Here is a 19,373-nt window from a genome sequence, read left to right on the forward strand (position 1 = left end):
GTTGATCACCAGAATGAAGTGAGGCCGGTTTTTCTTAATTGGAGCTGTATGCGTGATAATTTCCGCTGGCAGTTTGGATACTGGCGGGTAGCTGCTAATAGCTTTTCAATAATATCCCCACATTCTGTATCATCTCCTGATATTCTTGTCAGTATCTTCATACAGATTATTTCATCGAGGCATATATTCAGCCAGTTTGCCGGCATAGTGCCATAAGCGGCTAACGCTTCATTATAGGCACAATATAACAGTATATCTTCCCTGACGCGATAGGAAATAGCAAAGGGAGAATCTATCAGTATCCCGTTTAGCTTCTTCAGTTCATTCATGATCTGCGTACCCACTTTAGGACTATTGTTATAGGCTTCCCTCCCGCTTAATTTCCCTTCCATCAATACTGCAGCTGCTTCATAAGTATCGGGGTATTCCCATGTTTCTACCGGCGATGTCAGGCCGTGTTCAATATCCATTCCCTGCATTTCGATCACAATGGTCCTGTCCAAAACACGTTTACTCAGGATATGGGTCGTTTCATCCATATTGATCGTGCCAATTACGGTTAGATTGGCCGGTAACATAATCCCTCTGCTCAGAAAATACGCCTGCATTTTAGGATTACCTTCTATACCAAGTTTCGCCCAAAATTCAGGGTCCTCCCTGCTATATATTGCAACACTCTCTTTACTGATAAAAGCATCATAGACTATCTCGCCATCTTTACGCCTGCCGGTTTCGAGTATGCTCAGGAAGTCGGAGAAATAATGCTCGATCCTTGCCAGGTTCATTTCGTCCAGGCAAACAAAAAAAGGGACATGCGGGTATTGGCTTGCCTTGACAATAAACCGGAGCAGGTCCGTACAATGATACCGGGACATATCTGCACGTATCATAGCATATCCCAAAAGATCATCCGGTTCGTGCCAATCCGGCCTTACCCTGATTATTTGAATATTACCAGGATAATCTTCGTTTCGAAGTGCACTATCCGTGCAGGTTATATAAGCAAGCTTTCGCACCAGCCAGGATTTACCTGTCCCGCTTACGCCGCTTAACAATACAAAAGGCTTGGTTCTGACGGACATCAATAGCTGCCGGTAAGGGTGATCGAACGTGATGCCATACGATGGAAATTCATCTTTGGCCCTTTTTAGCCGCTTTGAGCCACTCATTGTTTTGGGTTGGGTTACTAATGCCATTTCTATTTTTGTTTGATTAACAGTCAGATTTATGCCCTTTAAATGCGGGTTACATTGTTCGAGCATGTCCCGTGCAGGCCCCTGGTCGAATAACTGTCCCAGGTCGTTCATCCTGGCCAACCTGTAGGCATTGTCTGCCTCCCCCGGTATCCAGACATCAGCGATCCCGTTGTGCCGTAAAGGTTTTGTCCATTTCCATCCCCGTGGGATCGCTTCCCACTGCAATACGGCATATTTCCTGAACTCATCGCCTTCCCGGGAGGCATACAGTCCATCCCCATATGTAAACTCCTTCAGCCAGGTATGCTGGCTACGCACACCTGTGCACACAACGTCAGTGGCTACTGTATACAAAACTTCCTTTTCCTCCCTGTTCACAAAGAACACCACATCTCCCTCCTGTGCGTTCTTCAGTATAGCCTCATCCCAGAAAATAGCATCCTTATTGCGGGATAACATATTGCGGTAGTCAGTGTCCCCATTCCTGACGTCATATACCCTTGCACGTTTCATGAACGTAATTTCACCTAAATATCAGATCAAAAAATAACATAAACAACTAACTATCAATACAATATCATTATAATATTTGTATTATCATATTGATCGTGTAAATAAAAACGACCGTTTTGACACACTACTTCAGAACCGACATAAACCCGCTTCAGTACTGTCTTTACTCTACCCGTCCATATCACTATACCGTCATTTCCATATCATTTTACCGTCATCTCTATATCGAAAGGATATACAGATGACGGTAAAGTGACGGTGAAATGACGGTATAGCGATATGGAGATATAGAAACCCGGGTAAATCCAGAGTGGGATTGAGCGTTTTTAGCCGTGCTGGTTTGATTTCTCAAGATGTGAAGCATTCGCAATTCAGAGGAAAAACACCGGTATTCAGGGGCACAGGATCTTAATACAGTCTTTTCAATAAAAACTTGTCTATGATTAAAAGAGGAAATATCCGGTTTATCTCTGCAAATTAAAAAGGCCTCTCAAGTTTTCGCTTGAAAGGCCTTTTTGTACATAATTATTTTCTTAACGGGAATCGTCCCTTTTGAACTTTAAAAGGAAAAATGCAGGTGTTCATTTACATATTTTTTCTCACTCTCTACAATGGCGCTATTATGGATCAATTCATACTCCCTTTCCTTTTCCAGGATCTTAAACCACATAACAGCGGGAAAATTCCTGTTAGAGTGTAATTCCAATCTATAAATAATCTTTTCCGTGGGTTTTCTATGCTTATTAATAATTTGACTCAACTCAGTTGGATCAACGTTAATTTCGTTTGCAAATTGCTTATTCTTCTTTTCTATTCTCGTAATATACTCCTTTAAAAAATATCCGAAGTAAAACTCTTTATTAAAGTTATTTCCTTTCAAATAATCCTCAATTAAAAACTTCAGCTGAAGTAATTTTGCGATTAGTTTGTTTTCTTCTGATTGCTTCTCCGCATGCTTTTTTCTAATCCCTTTGAATGCAGAGATCAACTCTTTCCGTTCATCTCTACCTGCAGAGACAGGGAAAACAAGTCCTTCTGCAATTTCCTCCGGTGCATGCTTCTTTTCAATTTCCTTATACGATTTCATATCGACGGTTTTCCTTTCAAAAATCTATGTTATTAACAACTCTAATTAACTAAGCCGGCTTTCTATCAAGAAACTCTCTAATTATTCTCCGTGCCCCTGTATCATAATGAACCATGAACCCATCCGGCCGGCCAGGAGCCTTTATTGGCTCATACTTGAATCCATATTTGCTGATATAGTGATCAATTAACGATGTTTTAGGGATCAGAAAAACACACCCTTGATGCCCTCTTTTAAATGACTCCCTGCAGGCAAAAGCGATTAAACATCCACCGATGTAATCAAACGACTTTCTTTTTCCTATATTTTCTGCCGACACCTCTAACAGTTCAATCTCAACCGCATCAATAGTAGGATCTTCATGTTCAAAAAGACACATTAATCCTACTATTAACTCATTCTCTTTCAATTTTAACTTGTAAACTTCTTTGGCTTTGTACTTGTTCCAATCAAACTTATCAAATCGGTCTTTACTTTTTCGAATCACTGTAAGATCTTTAACCATCAAAGGCTCAATAACCGCATCAATAAATCTCCCAGCCGCCACATCCATTAATTTTACATCTAAACCCCCATTTAACATTCACAATAGATTTACTTTAATAAAGATACCAAAAAAATTACGTTTTTGTAAATACTTTACAAAAAACACAATCTGCCATATCAAAATAGCCCTGCCCTCCCTGACTACACATAACGCAACGATTACCGATTCTCAGAAAAATTCGGCAACTTGCAATGGTAACCTGAGTAGCGGAAAGGAAGGACGATTGTCATTACAACACCCATGAACTATTTTACCCGATGGAGCAAGTACAGATCGGTAAGTGCGTTTACATTATAAACACTGGGAAAAACCTTTATAAGATCGGCAAAACGCAGGACCTTCAGAAGCGTTTGGCCGGTTATCATACCCACTTGCCCGTTATGTTCAGGGTGATCAGGCAATACGCTTCCGCAAATATGACCGAACTGGAAGAATGTCTCCATATCGTATTCCAGCATAAAAGGGTCAAAGGTGAATGGTTTGAGCTCACTAAAGACGACCTGGTCATCTGCGATAACATAGCCCGCAACTACGCCCTCACGGAACTGCATAAACAGGCCAGAAAATATGCCGTGATCCGCTATAGTGACAATCCCTTGCTCCAGGTCATGGAAGCCAACGAAAAGTACCTGCAGGACTATTCCCGCGTAGCGCAGGATATAGAACTGGGTCTCAGTACCGACGAGATCTTCGAGCTGAACGAAGGCCAGGTGGCTAAAGCCGTTATTGAAACTGTAAGGCGTTTATTGAAATACCGTACCCCCAATTCTGAATTCCTCAGTAAATGGCTGCGCGTGGTGAACGACCTCGGCGAAGGACTGAGTGAAAACGCTATTCTCGAAAGATATAAGGGACAGATCAGCCGGACAACCGTTCAAATGATCAAAAGGATCCTCCGCAACCAGCTTTACTAAACCGCCCCGCTCCAACTATTTGATTTCCAATTGCTAATTATTTGGTATAGGAATTGTTAAAATACCAGAAACGTTAAACCTTGCCACTTAGCAGCGATCTAACTACTAATAACAGGGGGAGGCGATTCTCTCTTTAAATCTATCAACAAATGAAAAGCAGAATATATTTACTGTTCTCACTCATCGTCCTGGCCGGTGTGAGCACAGTGAGCAGCGCATATGCACAGCGGGGCCGCTTCGGAGGCGGAGGACGAGGACATTTCGGAGGTGGACATATCTCAGCAGGTAGCAGGATCGTTTCATCTCCACGCGTGTCGACCAGGATCGGAGTTGGAGTGGGTGTAGGATACGGTAGCCGTTATCATTACCGTGCCCCGGTACGTTACTATCGCGGAGGCGGATATTATCACGGAGGGTTCTATCATGGCAGAGGATATTATTATCGTCCTTACCGTTACTACGGTCCGCCGATTGGTTTCCGTGTAGGATTCCTTCCTTACGGATTCCTGACGTTCAATACCGGTTGGGGCCCTTACTATTACTACGATGGTTTCTTCTACCGTCCATACGCTAATACTCAAACACAGACTGAACAGTATGAAGTAGTTGATCCGCCTATGGGTGTAGTTGTGCCTGACCTGCCAAGTGATGCAAAGAAAGTCACTATAGACGGCAACACTTATTATGAAAAGAATGGTACCTTCTACCAGGAAGTACAACAGGACAACAAGACAAAATATGTTGTAGTAGGTAAGAACGGCGAGCTGAATACCGGTACCGGCGATGACAATCAGCAAGATCAGGATTCAGCAGCTCCTATCGAAGATGTGATGGCGACATTACCTGACGGCAGCCGCAGTGTAGAAATCAACGGGCAGCAACTGTATGTTTCTCCGGATGGTATGTATTATCAGGAAGTAACCAATGCCGATAATTCACGGGGTTATAAAATAGTCGGAAAGACTTCTGCCGACAATTAAATACTCCGCTAAGTAAATGAACAAGTGGAATATAGTAGCTAATGCTATCATGTTCCACTTGTTTTTTTTATGCATGTAAACAAACTACTCAAATATTAAGTTCACGTTAACGCACGCATATTTGAAGTTGTCCATTTTTTTATAAAATTTATTTTATTAGTTTTAACTGACCGTTAAGACTAGCGCTAGCATTGTGAAGCTGAATTCTCAAAATAACCATAACAACCATATTTGTTCTATGAGTCCTATAACCCGAAGTAATGTCAACGCCCGTAAGGGAAAGCCACAAACACTATACGCCGTTTCTGTTAAATGTCCGTCAGAAAAAAACATTTGATTTTATCCGTAACATTGAACAGTGATTACAACAACACCAACGTGTTGCTCATGTGATAAATTCGGGCCGTTTAGCCTATATAATTCTGCGCTATGAAAAAATCCTATTACGAGAAACAGGATGGGCATGCCTTGTCTATGACGTCCCTCAGGGCATGACCGGGAACTACAGCCGGATAATTTAAAATTAATACCAGCGGTATAGCACTAAACGATGATTCGTAAATCATGGTCAGGACTAGTCATGCCTGTTACCTACTAAACGTCCAAAATGGAAACATCTACTATTATCGGGATCACCCCGATGGAGCACCCTGACGTGCCACTGGCCCTCGCATTAGCCAAAGAGAACGCGTTCCCTGTATTACATCTCGGACGCAACAGAGACACTGCTATTAAAGCCCTTGAAGACCTTTCACAACATGGTTATCCTTTTGGCGTTTGTTACGCGGAGAAAGAAATGACCGACATCCCTTTACCTGCGTTGGTAACGCTGATCATAGCGCCCTATCACATTAAGATCAGTGCACGCAACCATACACGTATCCTATACCAGGTACACACGTTATTTGAAGCACAACAAGCCGTGCAGGATAAAGCCGATGGCATCATTATAAAAGGAAATGAAGGCGCAGGTAAAGTGAGCGATGAATCATCCTTCATTCTTTTTCAACACATAGTAAAGGCCCTTCCTCATACTAAGATATGGGTACAGGGCGGTGCAGGCATTCACACTACTGCAGCACTGATGGCCATCGGCGCAAGCGGTGTAGTGCTGGACAGTCAGCTGATACTCTTCCCCGAATGCAAAGCTCCCGCAGCTATTAAGAACGTATGCGAAAAGCTGAATGGTAATGAAGCGCGCGTGATAGACGGATACCGCATATTGGTGCGCCCCAACTCACCTGCATTACCTGACAATGCCACACGTGAAGATGTAAAACCATTTCTGGGGATGATCGATCTGGAGAAAGGCCTGCTACCTATGGGGCAGGACATCGCCATTTCTATTGACCTCGTGAAACGCTATAAAAAACTGGGCAGGATGATCAATGGCATTCATGAGGCCATCCGTGGTCACCTGTTACAGGCGAAGACAGTGAACGTGATCAGTCCGGGTAATGCCCTGGCAAAAGAACTCAACATCACTTATCCTATTGCACAGGGGCCCATGACGCGCGTAAGCGATGTACCGGCGTTTGCAGCTGCCGTCGCCGATGCAGGTGCACTGCCATTTGTAGCGCTTTCCTTATTGAAAGGAAACGCGGCACAGGACCTTGTACAACAAACAAAGGCACTCGCCAAAGATAATACATGGGGTGTCGGTATCCTGGGCTTTGCGCCACAGGAGCTGCGCGACGAACAGATTGAAATCATTAAGGAAGCCAGGCCTCCGCTGGTATTAATAGCTGGCGGCCGTCCCTCTCAGGCAAAGGCGCTGGAAGATATGGGCATCAAATCTTTTTTGCATGTGCCTTCAGCTTCTCTGCTGGATATGTTCATAAAAGAAGGCGCCAGAAGATTTGTGTTTGAAGGCAGGGAATGCGGTGGTCACGTAGGACCGTTATCCAGCCTGGTGTTGTGGGAAAAACAAATAGAGCGCTTACTACAAGAGGAGCAAGCTTCACAGCTGAACATCTTCTTTGCAGGTGGTATACACGATGCATTGTCAACAGCCTTCATTGCTGTGATGGCGGCGCCACTGGCTACCAAAGGCGCCAAGATAGGTGTGCTCATGGGCACTGCTTATATCTATACCAGGGAAGCGGTAGAAACGGGCGCTATCTTGCAGCAATTCCAGGACCAGGCTATATCGCATACCGGCACAGTATTGCTGGAAACAGCTCCTGGCCATGAAACACGTTGTCTCCAATCGCCCTTCACTAATTTCTTCCGTGAAGAAAAAGATAAACTTCATGCAGCGCAACTGGATAAAAAAGAGATCTGGAGCACGCTGGAAGCATTGAATGTAGGCAGGTTACGAATAGCGGCTAAAGGCGTTGACCGCAAAGAGAATGGACTGGTACAAATCGATACGCCACAGCAGTTGCAGGAGGGCATGTATATGATCGGCCAGGTAGCTGCACTGCGGCATGAAGTAGTGAGCATGACTTCTCTTCACAAAGAAGTTGCTGAAAATAATTTTAATTATATACAGGCAGCGGCTTTACCAACTCCTGTTACTCATCCTGAAAAAGCGCTGGATATTGCGATCATCGGTATGGCCTGTATCTATCCCGGTGCACGTAATATAGAAGAGTTCTGGAGTAATATACTGGCGGGAAAAGATTGTGTGACAGAAGTACCGGATGAACGCTGGAATAAAGAGCTGTACTATGATGGGAACTCTCCTGATGGTAATAAATCTCCCTCCAAATGGGGAGGATTTATTCCGAAGATAGATTTCGATCCTGTAGCATTCGGCATACCACCACAGTCGCTCGCTGCTATTGATCCCACACAATTACTTGCACTGCTGGTAGCTAAACAGGCATTGGATAATGCCGGTTATGGCGACGGCAGTCACAATACTGAAGATATCTCTGTGATCATTGGTGCTGAAGGTGGCAATGATCTTGCTAATAATTACGGCTTCCGTTCCCTCTACCGTCAGTATCTGGGAGAGATGCCGGAAGAACTGAATGAAGTATTGCCTAAACTCACGGAAGATTCGTTCCCTGGCGTACTGGCGAATGTAATATCAGGGCGTATCACTAACCGCCTGAACCTGGGCGGCAGAAACTATACAGTAGATGCAGCCTGCGCTTCATCACTGGCGGCGGTGGACCTTGCCTGCCAGGAACTGATACTAGGTAAATCTGATATGGTATTGGCTGGTGCAGCCGATCTGCATAATGGCATTAATGACTATCTCATGTTTGCCAGCACACATGCACTGTCCCGCAAAGGACGCTGTATGACCTTCGATTCGGCTGCCGATGGCATTGCATTGGGCGAAGGTGTAGCCATGCTGGTATTAAAAAGATATGCTGATGCAAAGCAGGACGGAGACCATGTTTATGCGGTGATTAAAGGGGTAGGCGGCTCCAGTGACGGTAAGAGCCTGGGGCTGACCGCTCCCCGCAAGGCAGGACAGATCAAAGCCCTGGAAAGAGCCTATGAACAAAGCGGCGTATCGCCTGCTGCATTGGGTCTTGTAGAAGCGCATGGTACGGGTACTGTGGTAGGCGATAAAACAGAACTGAGCGCACTGTCGGATATGTTGATACAGTCAGGCGCTATTGCGGGACAAACACACCTGGGTTCCGTGAAAACACAGATCGGGCATACGAAATGTGCGGCAGGCCTCGCAGGACTGATCAAAGCTACCCTTTCAGTATATCATGGTGTGAAGCCGCCAACGCTGCATATTAAAGCACCGAACGCTTTCTATAATGAAGCAACCAGTCCTTTCCTGTTTAACACGCAGGCAGGTATATGGCTGGATGAGCAAAGACTGGCCGGTATCAGCGCCTTTGGTTTCGGTGGTACCAACTTTCATACAGTCATCCAAAATGACCCCGTTGGCAAAGAGCAAGCGGTTGCTCTTAGCTCCTGGCCTGCCGAGTTGTTTGTATTCCGTGGAGAAACGGATGCAGATGTAAAACGACTTTTACAGGCAGTACGTAACCTTCTTGAATATAATGACCAACTGCCGTTAAGGAATATTGCATATAGCCTCTATCATTATAACAATGCACCGGTGCGCCTCTCCATAGTGGCATCCAGCCGTGAAGACCTGGTGTTGAAAACAGACCTTGCACTATCTGGCGCTACATCAAAAGAGATCCATGTTACCAACACGGTACACGGTAAAGTAGCCTTTATGTTCCCCGGTCAGGGTAGTCAGCGTATCAATATGGCAAGAGAGCTGTTCGTAGCTTTTCCGCAGATGCGTAAACAATTAAAGGCATACCCGCAGTACGAAAAAATACTGTTCCCTTCTGCCGCTTTCAGCGAAAGCACACTGCAACAGCAAAAAGAAAAGATCAAAGACACCCGTATCACGCAGCCCCTGCTGGGCATTGTAGACCATGCGATAGCCTCTTTTCTGAAAGAACTCGGTATTTGGCCGGACATGGTAGCAGGACATAGCTACGGAGAATTACCTGCCCTTTGTTTTGCTGGTGTATTCGAAGAAGAGCAACTTGTACAACTCAGCGAGAAAAGAGCTAAAGCGATCATGGATGCAGTGGAAGGAGATAAAGGTGTGATGGTAGCAGTGAATATCACAAAAGAAGCCCTGGCACCTTTCACAGAAGAAGGAAGCGGCGTTTATGCAGTAAACCATAATTCCCCGCAGCAATGGGTACTGGCTGGAGCAACGAAAGACATGGAACAACTCATGTTGCAGCTGAAGGAACAAAAGATCTCCTTCAAACAAATGGAAGTGGCCTGCGCATTCCATAGTCCGCTGATCGCAAAGTCAGCCGCTCTGTATAAAGAAGCAATTGGTAATACTCCATTCGCTAAACCTGCTATACCAGTATGGTCAAATACTACAGCAGCGTTGTATCCTGATACAGCAGCAGGTATTAAAGAAAGAATGTCCGAACACCTGGTAAGCCCTGTGCTGTTTTGTGAAGAAGTAGAAAAGATGTATGCAAACGGTGCACGGATATTTATTGAGGTTGGTCCGGGCAAAGTATTAACAGGTCTGACGCGTTCCATCATCGGAAAAGACGGACTGGTTATGCACTCCGAAGACAGTGAAGCTAATGCCATCACACACCTGCTTAATACCATTGCGAAATATATTGCCAGTGGCAGAGATGTACAACTGGATAAACTATTCGAAGGCCGCACGACATCAACTATTCAACTCGATACACCTGAACAATATAAAAAGAGCGCTACTATCTGGCATGTGAACGGTCAGCTGGCGATGCCTGCTACAGGCAAGTTACCTGCACATGGTGCGTTACCGGTATTGACACCTGTAAAGCTGAAAACAACAGTTGTATCACAACCTGCTATCCATGTAAACGGGAATGCAGAGCATATGGTGCAGGAATACCTGAACAGTGTGAAATACCTGGTACAGGCGCAGCGGGATGTTATATTAGGCTACCTGGGACAAAACCCTGGCAATATTACACGCCTGGAAATACCCGATGCACCGGCAGCCAAACCTGCTGCCATTAAACACGAGCAGGAACCGGCACAACTGAAGATATCCATCAATACACAACCGGCCAGAGGGAAACAGGACGTAAAAAAGATCCTGATCGAAGTGGTCAGCGCCAAGACAGGTTACCCCCATGAGATGTTGGGTATGGAGCTGGATATGGAAGCTGACCTGAGTATTGATTCCATCAAACGGATGGAGATCATTGGAGAGTTGAGAACACAGATGGGCGGATTTAATGCAGGCGGCAAGAGTGATGAAGGTGCAGTAGAACAACTGGCTGGTATTAAGACCTTGAATGGGCTGCTTGAATGGATCGCCAACAATGTGGATGATGCTCAACCGGAAGCCGGCGGCATCTCCTTACAACATGCCATTGAAAAACCGACCAATAACACCGCCAGTCAAAGCTGGACGGAAAATGACATCAGAAGTACCATACTGCTGACTGTCAGTGAAAAAACAGGCTATCCGCAGGAGATGCTGGGTATGGACCTCGATCTGGAAGCGGATCTGAGCATTGATTCCATCAAAAGGATGGAAATATTGGGAGAACTGCGGATCAAAATAGGAGGATTAGCGCAATCGGAGGAGAAAACGGAAGCGCTGGCCGGTATCAAAACGTTGAATGGCCTGGTCAACTGGATTACCGGAAATCTTCCCACAACCGTACCTGCTCCTCAACCTTCTGAGGCACCTGTGTCTGTGTCTACAGCCGCACCGGCTTCCCTATCCAGGATACGGTTCAATTTAGTGCCCGGCAGCTTCAATGAAAAAGAGAAAGTTAGCCTCGCCGGTAAAAGCTTCGCCATTACTGATGACGGCAGCCATCTGCCACTGGCTGTTAAAAAGCTGCTGGAGCTTCAGGGAGCGGAAGTGGATATTGTTACGGACAAGGACATACTGGAACATTATCATGGACTGATTATCCTGGACATGTTATCAGCTCCTGACCGGCCGGACATTCTCTCCACTTTCGCCACTATCAAAAAACTGCATCCTGATAACGTGAAATGGGTATATGCCCTCTCAGGATCAACAGGCGGCGATCCACGTCAACTGCGGGAACTACAGGGTTATCCTGGTTTCCTGAAAAGCCTGGACAAAGAGTGGGAGCATGCAAAATGCAGAAGTATCAGCCTGACCGGTCATGTATCGCCAGAGAAGATACCTGCTATCCTGCTCGGTGAGTTATTACATCCGGACACACCTGCGGAAGTCATTTATCATGATGGCATTCGACACATCTTTGACCTGGTCCCTACACAACTGCCCGCAGGACAGACTGCAAACATCAGTCTGAATAAAGATGCCGTTGTACTGGTACTTGGTGGCGCACAAGGCATCACAGCGGAACTGATGGTACGGTTCTCGAAAGAGTATCCTTGCAATTATGTGCTGGTAGGCAGATCTCCTGATCCACGGGAACAAAAAGGTACAGACTATACCGGCTTTAAGACGAAAGACGACATCCGAAAGCGACTGATAGAAGAAGGGAAACTTACTTCACCGGCAGCTATTGAGAAACACTCTGCAGATATCCACAAGGCGAACCAGATCCTGCAAACTATCCGATCGCTGGAGAACAACGGATCGACAGTTATCTACAAGGCACTGGACCTCAGAAATGAAAGTGAACTGGAAGCGCTCATCAACCAACTTTATGAACAATACGGGAAGATAGACGGTGTAGTACATGGCGCCGGATTACTGGAGGATAAGCTGTTCCGCCAGAAAACATCTGACTCATTCGAAAGAGTGTTCTCCACTAAGGTAACTCCCCTCAGAATACTGGCTGAAAAGCTGCGGGCAGATACACAGTTTGTCGTACTCTTCTCAAGTGTGGCTTCTGTATATGGCAACCGCGGACAAACCGATTATGCTGCCGCCAACAGTGTACTGGACCGTTATGCCTGGGAACTGAAACATGTGATCAAAGGAAAAGTAACGACCATTAACTGGGGCCCATGGAAAGGCACCGGTATGGTATCGCCCACGCTGGAAAAGGAATACGAGCGCCGGGGAATAGCCCTGATACCATTACAGACAGGTATGGAAACCTTTGTGAACGAACTGAAATATGGTAATGAAAGCCAGGTGCTGATCATGGCGGAATAATCATCAATTAAAGTCATGACAATGAAAAAACAGGCGGATGCTGCTATTATAGGTATGTCCGGAATATTCCCGGGAGCCGGCGACATACACGCGTTCTGGCAGAACATTATCAACAAACGAGACGCTATACAAACTGTACCCGGCAACAGGCTGGACGACAGTTTCTTTGATACCCGGACAAATGCGGTAGACCGTTTTTACTGCAGGAAGGGAGGATTTATAGACGATTATGCCTGGTTCGATCCTATCCAGTTTGGCATTCTGCCGTTGGCCGTGGAAGGTACGGAACCGGAACAACTCCTAACCCTTTCACTGGCGCAACAGGCGTTACAGGATGCCGGCGTATCAGACAGTACGCCACTGGACAGGACGGGCATTATCATCGGGAAAGGCAACTATACCGGCCCCGGTGCTACAAGGGCCATAGAGATCGTACGCACAGGTGAACAGATCGTACAGGTCTTACAATCAGTTTTGCCAGAATTATCGGCAGAAGAACTGGATAAAGTGAAGAAAGAGTTCCAGGCAAAAAAAGGCCGTTTTGGGCCTGATACGGCTATGGGACTTATCCCTAATCTTGTGGCCTCATTGGTGGCAAATAGATTAAACCTGGGCGGGGCGGCGTACACCTTAGATGCTGCCTGTGCCAGTTCTCTCATAGCAATAGATCATGCTATCCAGGAACTGAGTTCCGGAAGGGCCGATATGATCATTGCTGGAGGCGTACATGTTTCACAGAATGCTCCCTTCTGGAGCATCTTTACTCAACTGGGAGCGCTTTCCCGGCGTCAGCAGATCCGTCCCTTCGATCAACACGCGGACGGCCTGCTGATAGGAGAAGGCTGTGGTTTTGTAGTGCTGAAAAAACTGGAAGATGCCATCAGGGATAAAGACAGGATCTACGCTGTTATCAAAGGCACCGGTATATCCAGCGATGGTGCTGGTACCAGCGTGATGAGCCCTTCTGTAAAAGGGCAGGCCAAAGCTATCAGGCAGGCCTGGGATGCGGCAGGTATTGATGTGCAGCAGGTAGGATACATTGAAGCACATGGTACGGGAACACCATTAGGCGATAAAACAGAATTGGAAACACTGGCTGCCATTTTCGGTCAGCCGGGTAAATTACCCAAAGCAGGCATAGGTTCGGTAAAGTCTATGATAGGACATACCATGCCTGCGGCCGGTATTGCAGGTCTCATTAAAACAGCGCTGGCGCTGTATCATAGCAAACTCCCCCCTACCCTTCATTGCGATACTCCGCTGGACATTATGCAGCAGACCCGTTTTGAACCTGTCAGGGAAACCTTAGACTGGAACCTTACAGATTTGCCTAAACGTGCTGGCATCAACGCATTCGGTTTCGGAGGCATTAACGCACATGTGGTAGTGGAAGGATTTAGTGAAAATGATCTATCTCCCCGGAAATTATTCAATGGTATTACACCCGCAAAACCAGCAGTGATCTTACTGGCAAGAGAGAGCCAACAGGCCTTAATACAGGCATTAGAGCAACAGCAAAGCACACCGGGGCAGGGAGATTATCGCATTGCGTTGTTTGACCCTACGCCTGAACGTATCCGCAAAGCGATCAAAATAGTAGAGCGGAATACGCCGTGGAGAAACAAACAGGATATCTGGTACACGAATGAACCGTTGATCAGTAAAGGTGGTAAGGTCGCGTTTCTTTTCCCTGGCCTCGATGGCCTGGCGGGTGGAGAGATTGATTCAGTAGCCGGTCACTTCGGATTATCATTATCCGGACAGTCTACTGCCAGTAAAGAAGGCGTCTGGGATTCCGCTATACAATTGCTGGAAAAGAGCCACGTGCTTGACACAGCGCTTAAAGTGCTGGGGGTATATCCTGACATGAATGCGGGCCATAGCCTCGGGGAATGGCTGGCAGGCCGCTCTTCCGGACTTGCAGCAGAAAGCTCTGTACTGATGTTATTACAGGAATTGAACCCGGCCGCCTTTGAACAAAAAAACACACGCTTTCTCGTAGTGGGTTGTGGATATGAGCGGTTGGCACCTATGCTGGATGATATTGCTGACATTCATCTGTCGATGGATAATTGTCCGCAGCAGGTCATTCTGTGCGGTACGAATGAAGCCGTGGATCAACTGATCCCGTTACTGAGAACAGCGCAGATCTTTCATCAGGTATTGCCTTTCCAATCCGGCTTCCACTCTCCTTTTGTAGCCAATAAACTGGACCTGCTACTGGATGGTATCAGCAAGGTGCAGTTCCAGGATACGAAGATCCCGTTATGGTCGGCTACTACCCTTGACACTTACCCACGCGAGTTTGAAGCGATCCGTCAGATGAGTATTGATCACCTTATCAAACCGGTACGTTTCCGGCAGCTGATCGATAAACTTTATGCAGAAGGTGTAAGAATGTTCATACAGGCAGGATCAGGCGGGCTAACAGGTTTTGTGGATGATACATTGAAAGGTCAATCCTACAGTGCTGTATCCGCAAATGTTCCTACCAGGACGGGATTGGAGCAACTGCAAAGAGTACTGGCGGCATTGTTTGCAGAAGGCAAACAAATTAATCTGTCATTCCTGGGCATTACACCGGGGAAGGAAATAGTAAAAGGCGCACCGGTAAAACTACAGCTAGGCTCTCCTATCGTAAGAGATATTGCAGCCCTCAAATCGTTGCGGCCAGCAATGGCCAAAGTATCTGTACCGGCAGAAGAGACGCCTGTCATGCGGGCATTCCTGGACAATTGTGACGAGATCACTGCGATCCAGGAAGAGATCATTGCACTGTTTAATCATACAACGACAACACCGCCCAAGCGGTTGCCAGTATCAAAGGACCTGGACATTTCACTGGAGAATACGCCTTATCTCATAGACCATTCCCTGCTGCGCCAGAAACCGGGATGGCACTGTGCAGATGATATGGACCCGGTTATCCCGATGACCATGATCTTCGAATTGTTTGCTGACATCGCAGTAACAAACGCACCGGAAACTAAAGTAAAAAGCATCTCACACATACAGGTGTTCCAGTGGATGAACGTAGCAAATCCTTTCAGGGCGACTGTAAAAGGGCAATGGCAGGACCCGTTCACGATCTCTATGAGCATAGACAAGTATGCCAATGCAATGGTCACTTTGTCGGAACACGACTCAATCCCTCCAGCCCGGTCGTTGCAATATGGGAAGCCTTTAAGTATTACCAGATCTTCCGAAGAAATATATGAACAACACATGTTCCATGGCCCTGCCTATCAGGGCATCCGGAAGATAGTGGCCGTAGGTGATAAAGGTATTACAGGCATCATAGAAAGCAGTTCAGGTAAAGGGTCTTTACTTGACAATGCCGGGCAACTATTCGGCCTATGGCTGCAACTAACCTTACAGAAAGACAGGATCGCGTTTCCTGTGAAGATCCAGGAAGTAGCTTTCTATGGCGATATGGAAGACCAGAGCGGCATTTTTGAATGTACCTGTGAACTGACAGATATCAATGACGATACCGCTACTGCCGACTTCATACTGAAACGGGATAATGAGGTATGGGCGATCATTACAGGCTGGCAGAACGCCAGACTGGAAATTGATGAACCGCTGTGGAAAGTGTCTATGGCCCCCTTGCATAACAGTCTTTCTGAAGAGATCATGCCTGGCGTATTCCTGTTCCGCAATACCTATCAGCGTGTAGTGGCCTGGGATTTCATTATGAAACGTTACTTCAATCAGGCAGAGAAAGCGGAGTTGAGAGCTATGTTGCCGAACAAACGTAAGGAACGGATCATTAGTCGCGTAGCAGTAAAAGATGCAGTAAGAGCCTTGCTCAGAAAGGAAAAACAGGAAGCTTATTATCCCATAGAATTTGAGATCAGGAAAGATGATGCCGGGAAACCATTTCCTGACGGAACGATGGTAAACGGCATTCATGTATCCCTTGCGCATAAAGATAAAGAAGCTGTGGCCATTGCCCGTAGTAGTGGTCCGGTGGGCATAGATATAGAAGCCATCAGTGAAAAGAACGATGGTTTTAATGAAATGGTCTTCCATCCGCAAGAGCTGGCGCTTATTACATCTGCCGACAAAACAGAGTGGATCATCCGCTGCTGGGTAGCAAAAGAAGCCTATGGAAAATACCTCGGCAAAGGCTTGCAGGGCAACCCAAAGAAATATGTAATCGAATCAATAAACGGCAATACACTTACGATAGGCGATGTAACAATTCAAACAATTAAACACAATAACTATATCATAGGATGGACGCTATAACTACTCTACACAAGTTAAACAATGAAGAGATCTTTACTATTCTGAAATCATTCATCACAGAAGTAATAGGCGAAGAATTTGCAGAGGACCTGGACATTTCCCGTGAAAGCTCTTTCACCCGGGACCTTGAAATGGATAGTATTGAAATTGTTTCTTTCTCTGAAAAAGTGAAATCACATTTCGGCGAGCACATTGACTTTACCGGCTGGTTATCGGGTATGGACCTCGATCAGCTGATAAACCTGAAACTCGATGACATCATAAATTATATAGAAACATGCCAGTCATCCAAGTAAAAAACAAAAGCGTTCATATCCAGGAATTCAACAAAGGTGCGAGAGAAACCATTGTGTTGATCCATGGCATGTTCAGCAACCTATCTGTTTATTATTTCAACATTGCGCCCGTACTGGCGCAGGATTTCCATGTGGTGATGTACGATATGAAAAGCCACGGTATGAGTGAACGTTGTCAATATGGATATGACCTGCATGCAATGACAGACGACCTGCGGGACCTTATGGATGCACTGCACTTAAAATCAGTACACCTGGCAGGTTATAGTTACGGTGGATTGGTTGCCATGAAAATGGCTATCCGTTATCCTTCAAGGGTGAAAAAGCTGGCGGTCATAGAAGCGCCTGATCCCTGTGACAATGAGACATTGAGCATTATTGACATCTACAGTAAGGAATTCCTGGTAGACTATATCAATAACTATACGGATACTACACGTATGCGGATAGGTAAAAGGCAGCTGGACAAGAATCACCGGATGTATGAATACCTGTTCTATGAAACAAGTATTAAAGAAGACATGCACAATGAGCGGTTCTTTTTTTCCGATGATGCTATTGGCAATGTTACACACGATACGCTGCTGATATATGGTAAAGGCTCTAATTGCCTGCCATCCGGCCGCAAGCTGTATCATACGGTACCACGCTCCAAAATGACATTGATAGAGGGAGATCATAACCTGCCTATCCAGCAGCCGTTGGAAGTTGCTAACAAACTGAAGGATTTCTATATGGGCTGGCATGTCAAATTCAAACAGATCAACTACAAATTATGGCAAGCTTTGCGTTTATCGTACCACCACTGATGGGGCATATCAATCCCACATTAAGCCTGGGAGCTGCGCTATTGGAGCGTGGTCACCGGGTAGCCTGGATCAGCCTTGATCCCTCGCTGGCAGCCAGACTGCCGAAGGGAGGTGAATTACTCGCTGTGCAGTACGATCAGGATGATATAGCTAAAAAGAACAGTGAACAATACCTTGATCAGATCACGAAGAAGAACGTGTCAGGAATAGAAAGCATCAAGTTCCTGTATGAGGAAGTGCTGATCCCTTTGAACAGGTTTATGTTTGACGGGATCATCACTATCCTGCAGGATTTTAAGCCGGATGTTATCATCAATGATCATCAGTTATTTGCAGGCGCTATTGCCGCCTGGCGCTTACAAATACCCTATGCCACGTCTGTGACCGCACCGGCAGCCATCAAGATGATGGAAGACCTGCCGGGCATACATGAATGGGAGATCAGACAGATCGTAGCACTGCAGCAGGAACTGGGCATTCCCGGAGACACGTCCGTAGCTACCTCCGATGCCCTTACGCTGGTGTATACATCCAAACGCTTTTTCGGAGAAATGCCTTTACCTGATCATTACAAGTTCGTAGGGCCGGTTATTCAAAACAGGCAGGTTACGAACAGTTTTGACTGGGAGCGGTTTCATGAGATGGACCAGCATCCACGTGTCCTGGTGTCTATCGGGACTACTTTTGACCACAGCTACAAAAAGGAATTCTTCGGAAAGGTGATCGAAGCATTGGGGAATGAACCGGTATCGGTCATTGTCGTATCAGACACGGCGCTGTTTGAAGCGTGGCCGGACAATTTCCTGGTGCAGGAAAAGGTACCCCAGCTGGAATTACTCCCTTACCTGGATGCAGTGGTATGCCATGGCGGCCACAATACAGTATGTGAAACCTTATCTCACGGCCTGCCATTGGTGGTTATCCCTATAGCCTATGACCAATCGCACGTAGCGGGCAGGGTGATACAGGCTGAAAGCGGAGTTAGATTGAACTACAAACGATTCAGGGCGCTTCATCTAAAAGCGGCCGTATTGGAAGTATTGTCAAATCCGGCTTACAAGGCAGCTGCACAACGTATCCGTCAGTCGTTCGAGCAGGCGGGAGGCGCCGCCACAGCTATTGATCTGCTGGAAAAGCTATCTGACCCGGGCGGCGGCATGGCCTTTCACCGTAACCGTTTCTATCATTAATCAAT

Annotated in this window: 10 protein-coding genes; 7 read left to right on the forward strand and 3 right to left on the reverse strand. The window is 46.2% G+C overall.

The window, feature by feature from the left end; genetic code table 11:
- Positions 1-5: 5 nt before the first annotated feature.
- From C7475_RS31975 to C7475_RS31985, 3 genes are all read right to left on the reverse strand, one after another.
- A complete protein-coding gene (locus C7475_RS31975; protein ID WP_110057512.1) occupies positions 6-1,709 on the reverse strand; it encodes an McrB family protein in 1,704 nt (567 codons plus the stop codon).
- Positions 1,710-2,268: 559 nt separating this feature from the next.
- Positions 2,269-2,796: a hypothetical protein gene (locus tag C7475_RS31980; RefSeq protein WP_110057513.1), complete on the reverse strand. Its 528-nt coding sequence runs from the start codon at positions 2,794-2,796 to the stop codon at positions 2,269-2,271.
- A gap of 49 nt (positions 2,797-2,845) precedes the next feature.
- Positions 2,846-3,379, reverse strand: coding sequence for a hypothetical protein (locus C7475_RS31985; RefSeq protein WP_110057514.1), 534 nt, complete (start codon positions 3,377-3,379; stop codon positions 2,846-2,848).
- A 221-nt stretch (positions 3,380-3,600) separates the two neighbouring features.
- Between C7475_RS31985 and C7475_RS31990 the strand changes: the two genes are divergently transcribed.
- From C7475_RS31990 to C7475_RS32020, 7 genes are all read left to right on the forward strand, one after another.
- Positions 3,601-4,257, forward strand: a complete 657-nt coding sequence (locus C7475_RS31990) for a GIY-YIG nuclease family protein (protein ID WP_110057515.1) — start codon at positions 3,601-3,603, stop codon at positions 4,255-4,257.
- Between the two features lie 149 nt (positions 4,258-4,406).
- The gene (locus C7475_RS31995) at positions 4,407-5,237 is read left to right on the forward strand and encodes a DUF6515 family protein (protein WP_110057516.1); all 831 of its coding nucleotides are present in this window, start codon (positions 4,407-4,409) and stop codon (positions 5,235-5,237) included.
- Between the two features lie 607 nt (positions 5,238-5,844).
- A complete protein-coding gene (locus C7475_RS32000; RefSeq protein ID WP_110057517.1) occupies positions 5,845-12,819 on the forward strand; it encodes a type I polyketide synthase in 6,975 nt (2,324 codons plus the stop codon).
- Between the two features lie 21 nt (positions 12,820-12,840).
- Positions 12,841-17,073: a type I polyketide synthase gene (locus C7475_RS32005; RefSeq protein ID WP_110057518.1), complete on the forward strand. Its 4,233-nt coding sequence runs from the start codon at positions 12,841-12,843 to the stop codon at positions 17,071-17,073.
- Positions 17,061-17,369, forward strand: a complete 309-nt coding sequence (locus C7475_RS32010; protein ID WP_110057519.1) for an acyl carrier protein — start codon at positions 17,061-17,063, stop codon at positions 17,367-17,369. Before C7475_RS32005 ends, C7475_RS32010 begins: the two co-directional genes overlap by 13 nt.
- Entirely contained in the window at positions 17,351-18,178 is an 828-nt protein-coding gene (locus C7475_RS32015) for an alpha/beta fold hydrolase (protein ID WP_110057520.1), read from the forward strand. The genes C7475_RS32010 and C7475_RS32015 overlap by 19 nt, the downstream gene beginning before the upstream one ends.
- Positions 18,145-19,368, forward strand: a complete 1,224-nt coding sequence (locus C7475_RS32020; protein WP_110057521.1) for a glycosyltransferase — start codon at positions 18,145-18,147, stop codon at positions 19,366-19,368. Before C7475_RS32015 ends, C7475_RS32020 begins: the two co-directional genes overlap by 34 nt.
- The last annotated feature ends 5 nt before the right edge of the window (positions 19,369-19,373 follow it).

This window comes from Chitinophaga sp. S165, assembly GCF_003182155.1.
Lineage (GTDB): Bacteria > Bacteroidota > Bacteroidia > Chitinophagales > Chitinophagaceae > Chitinophaga.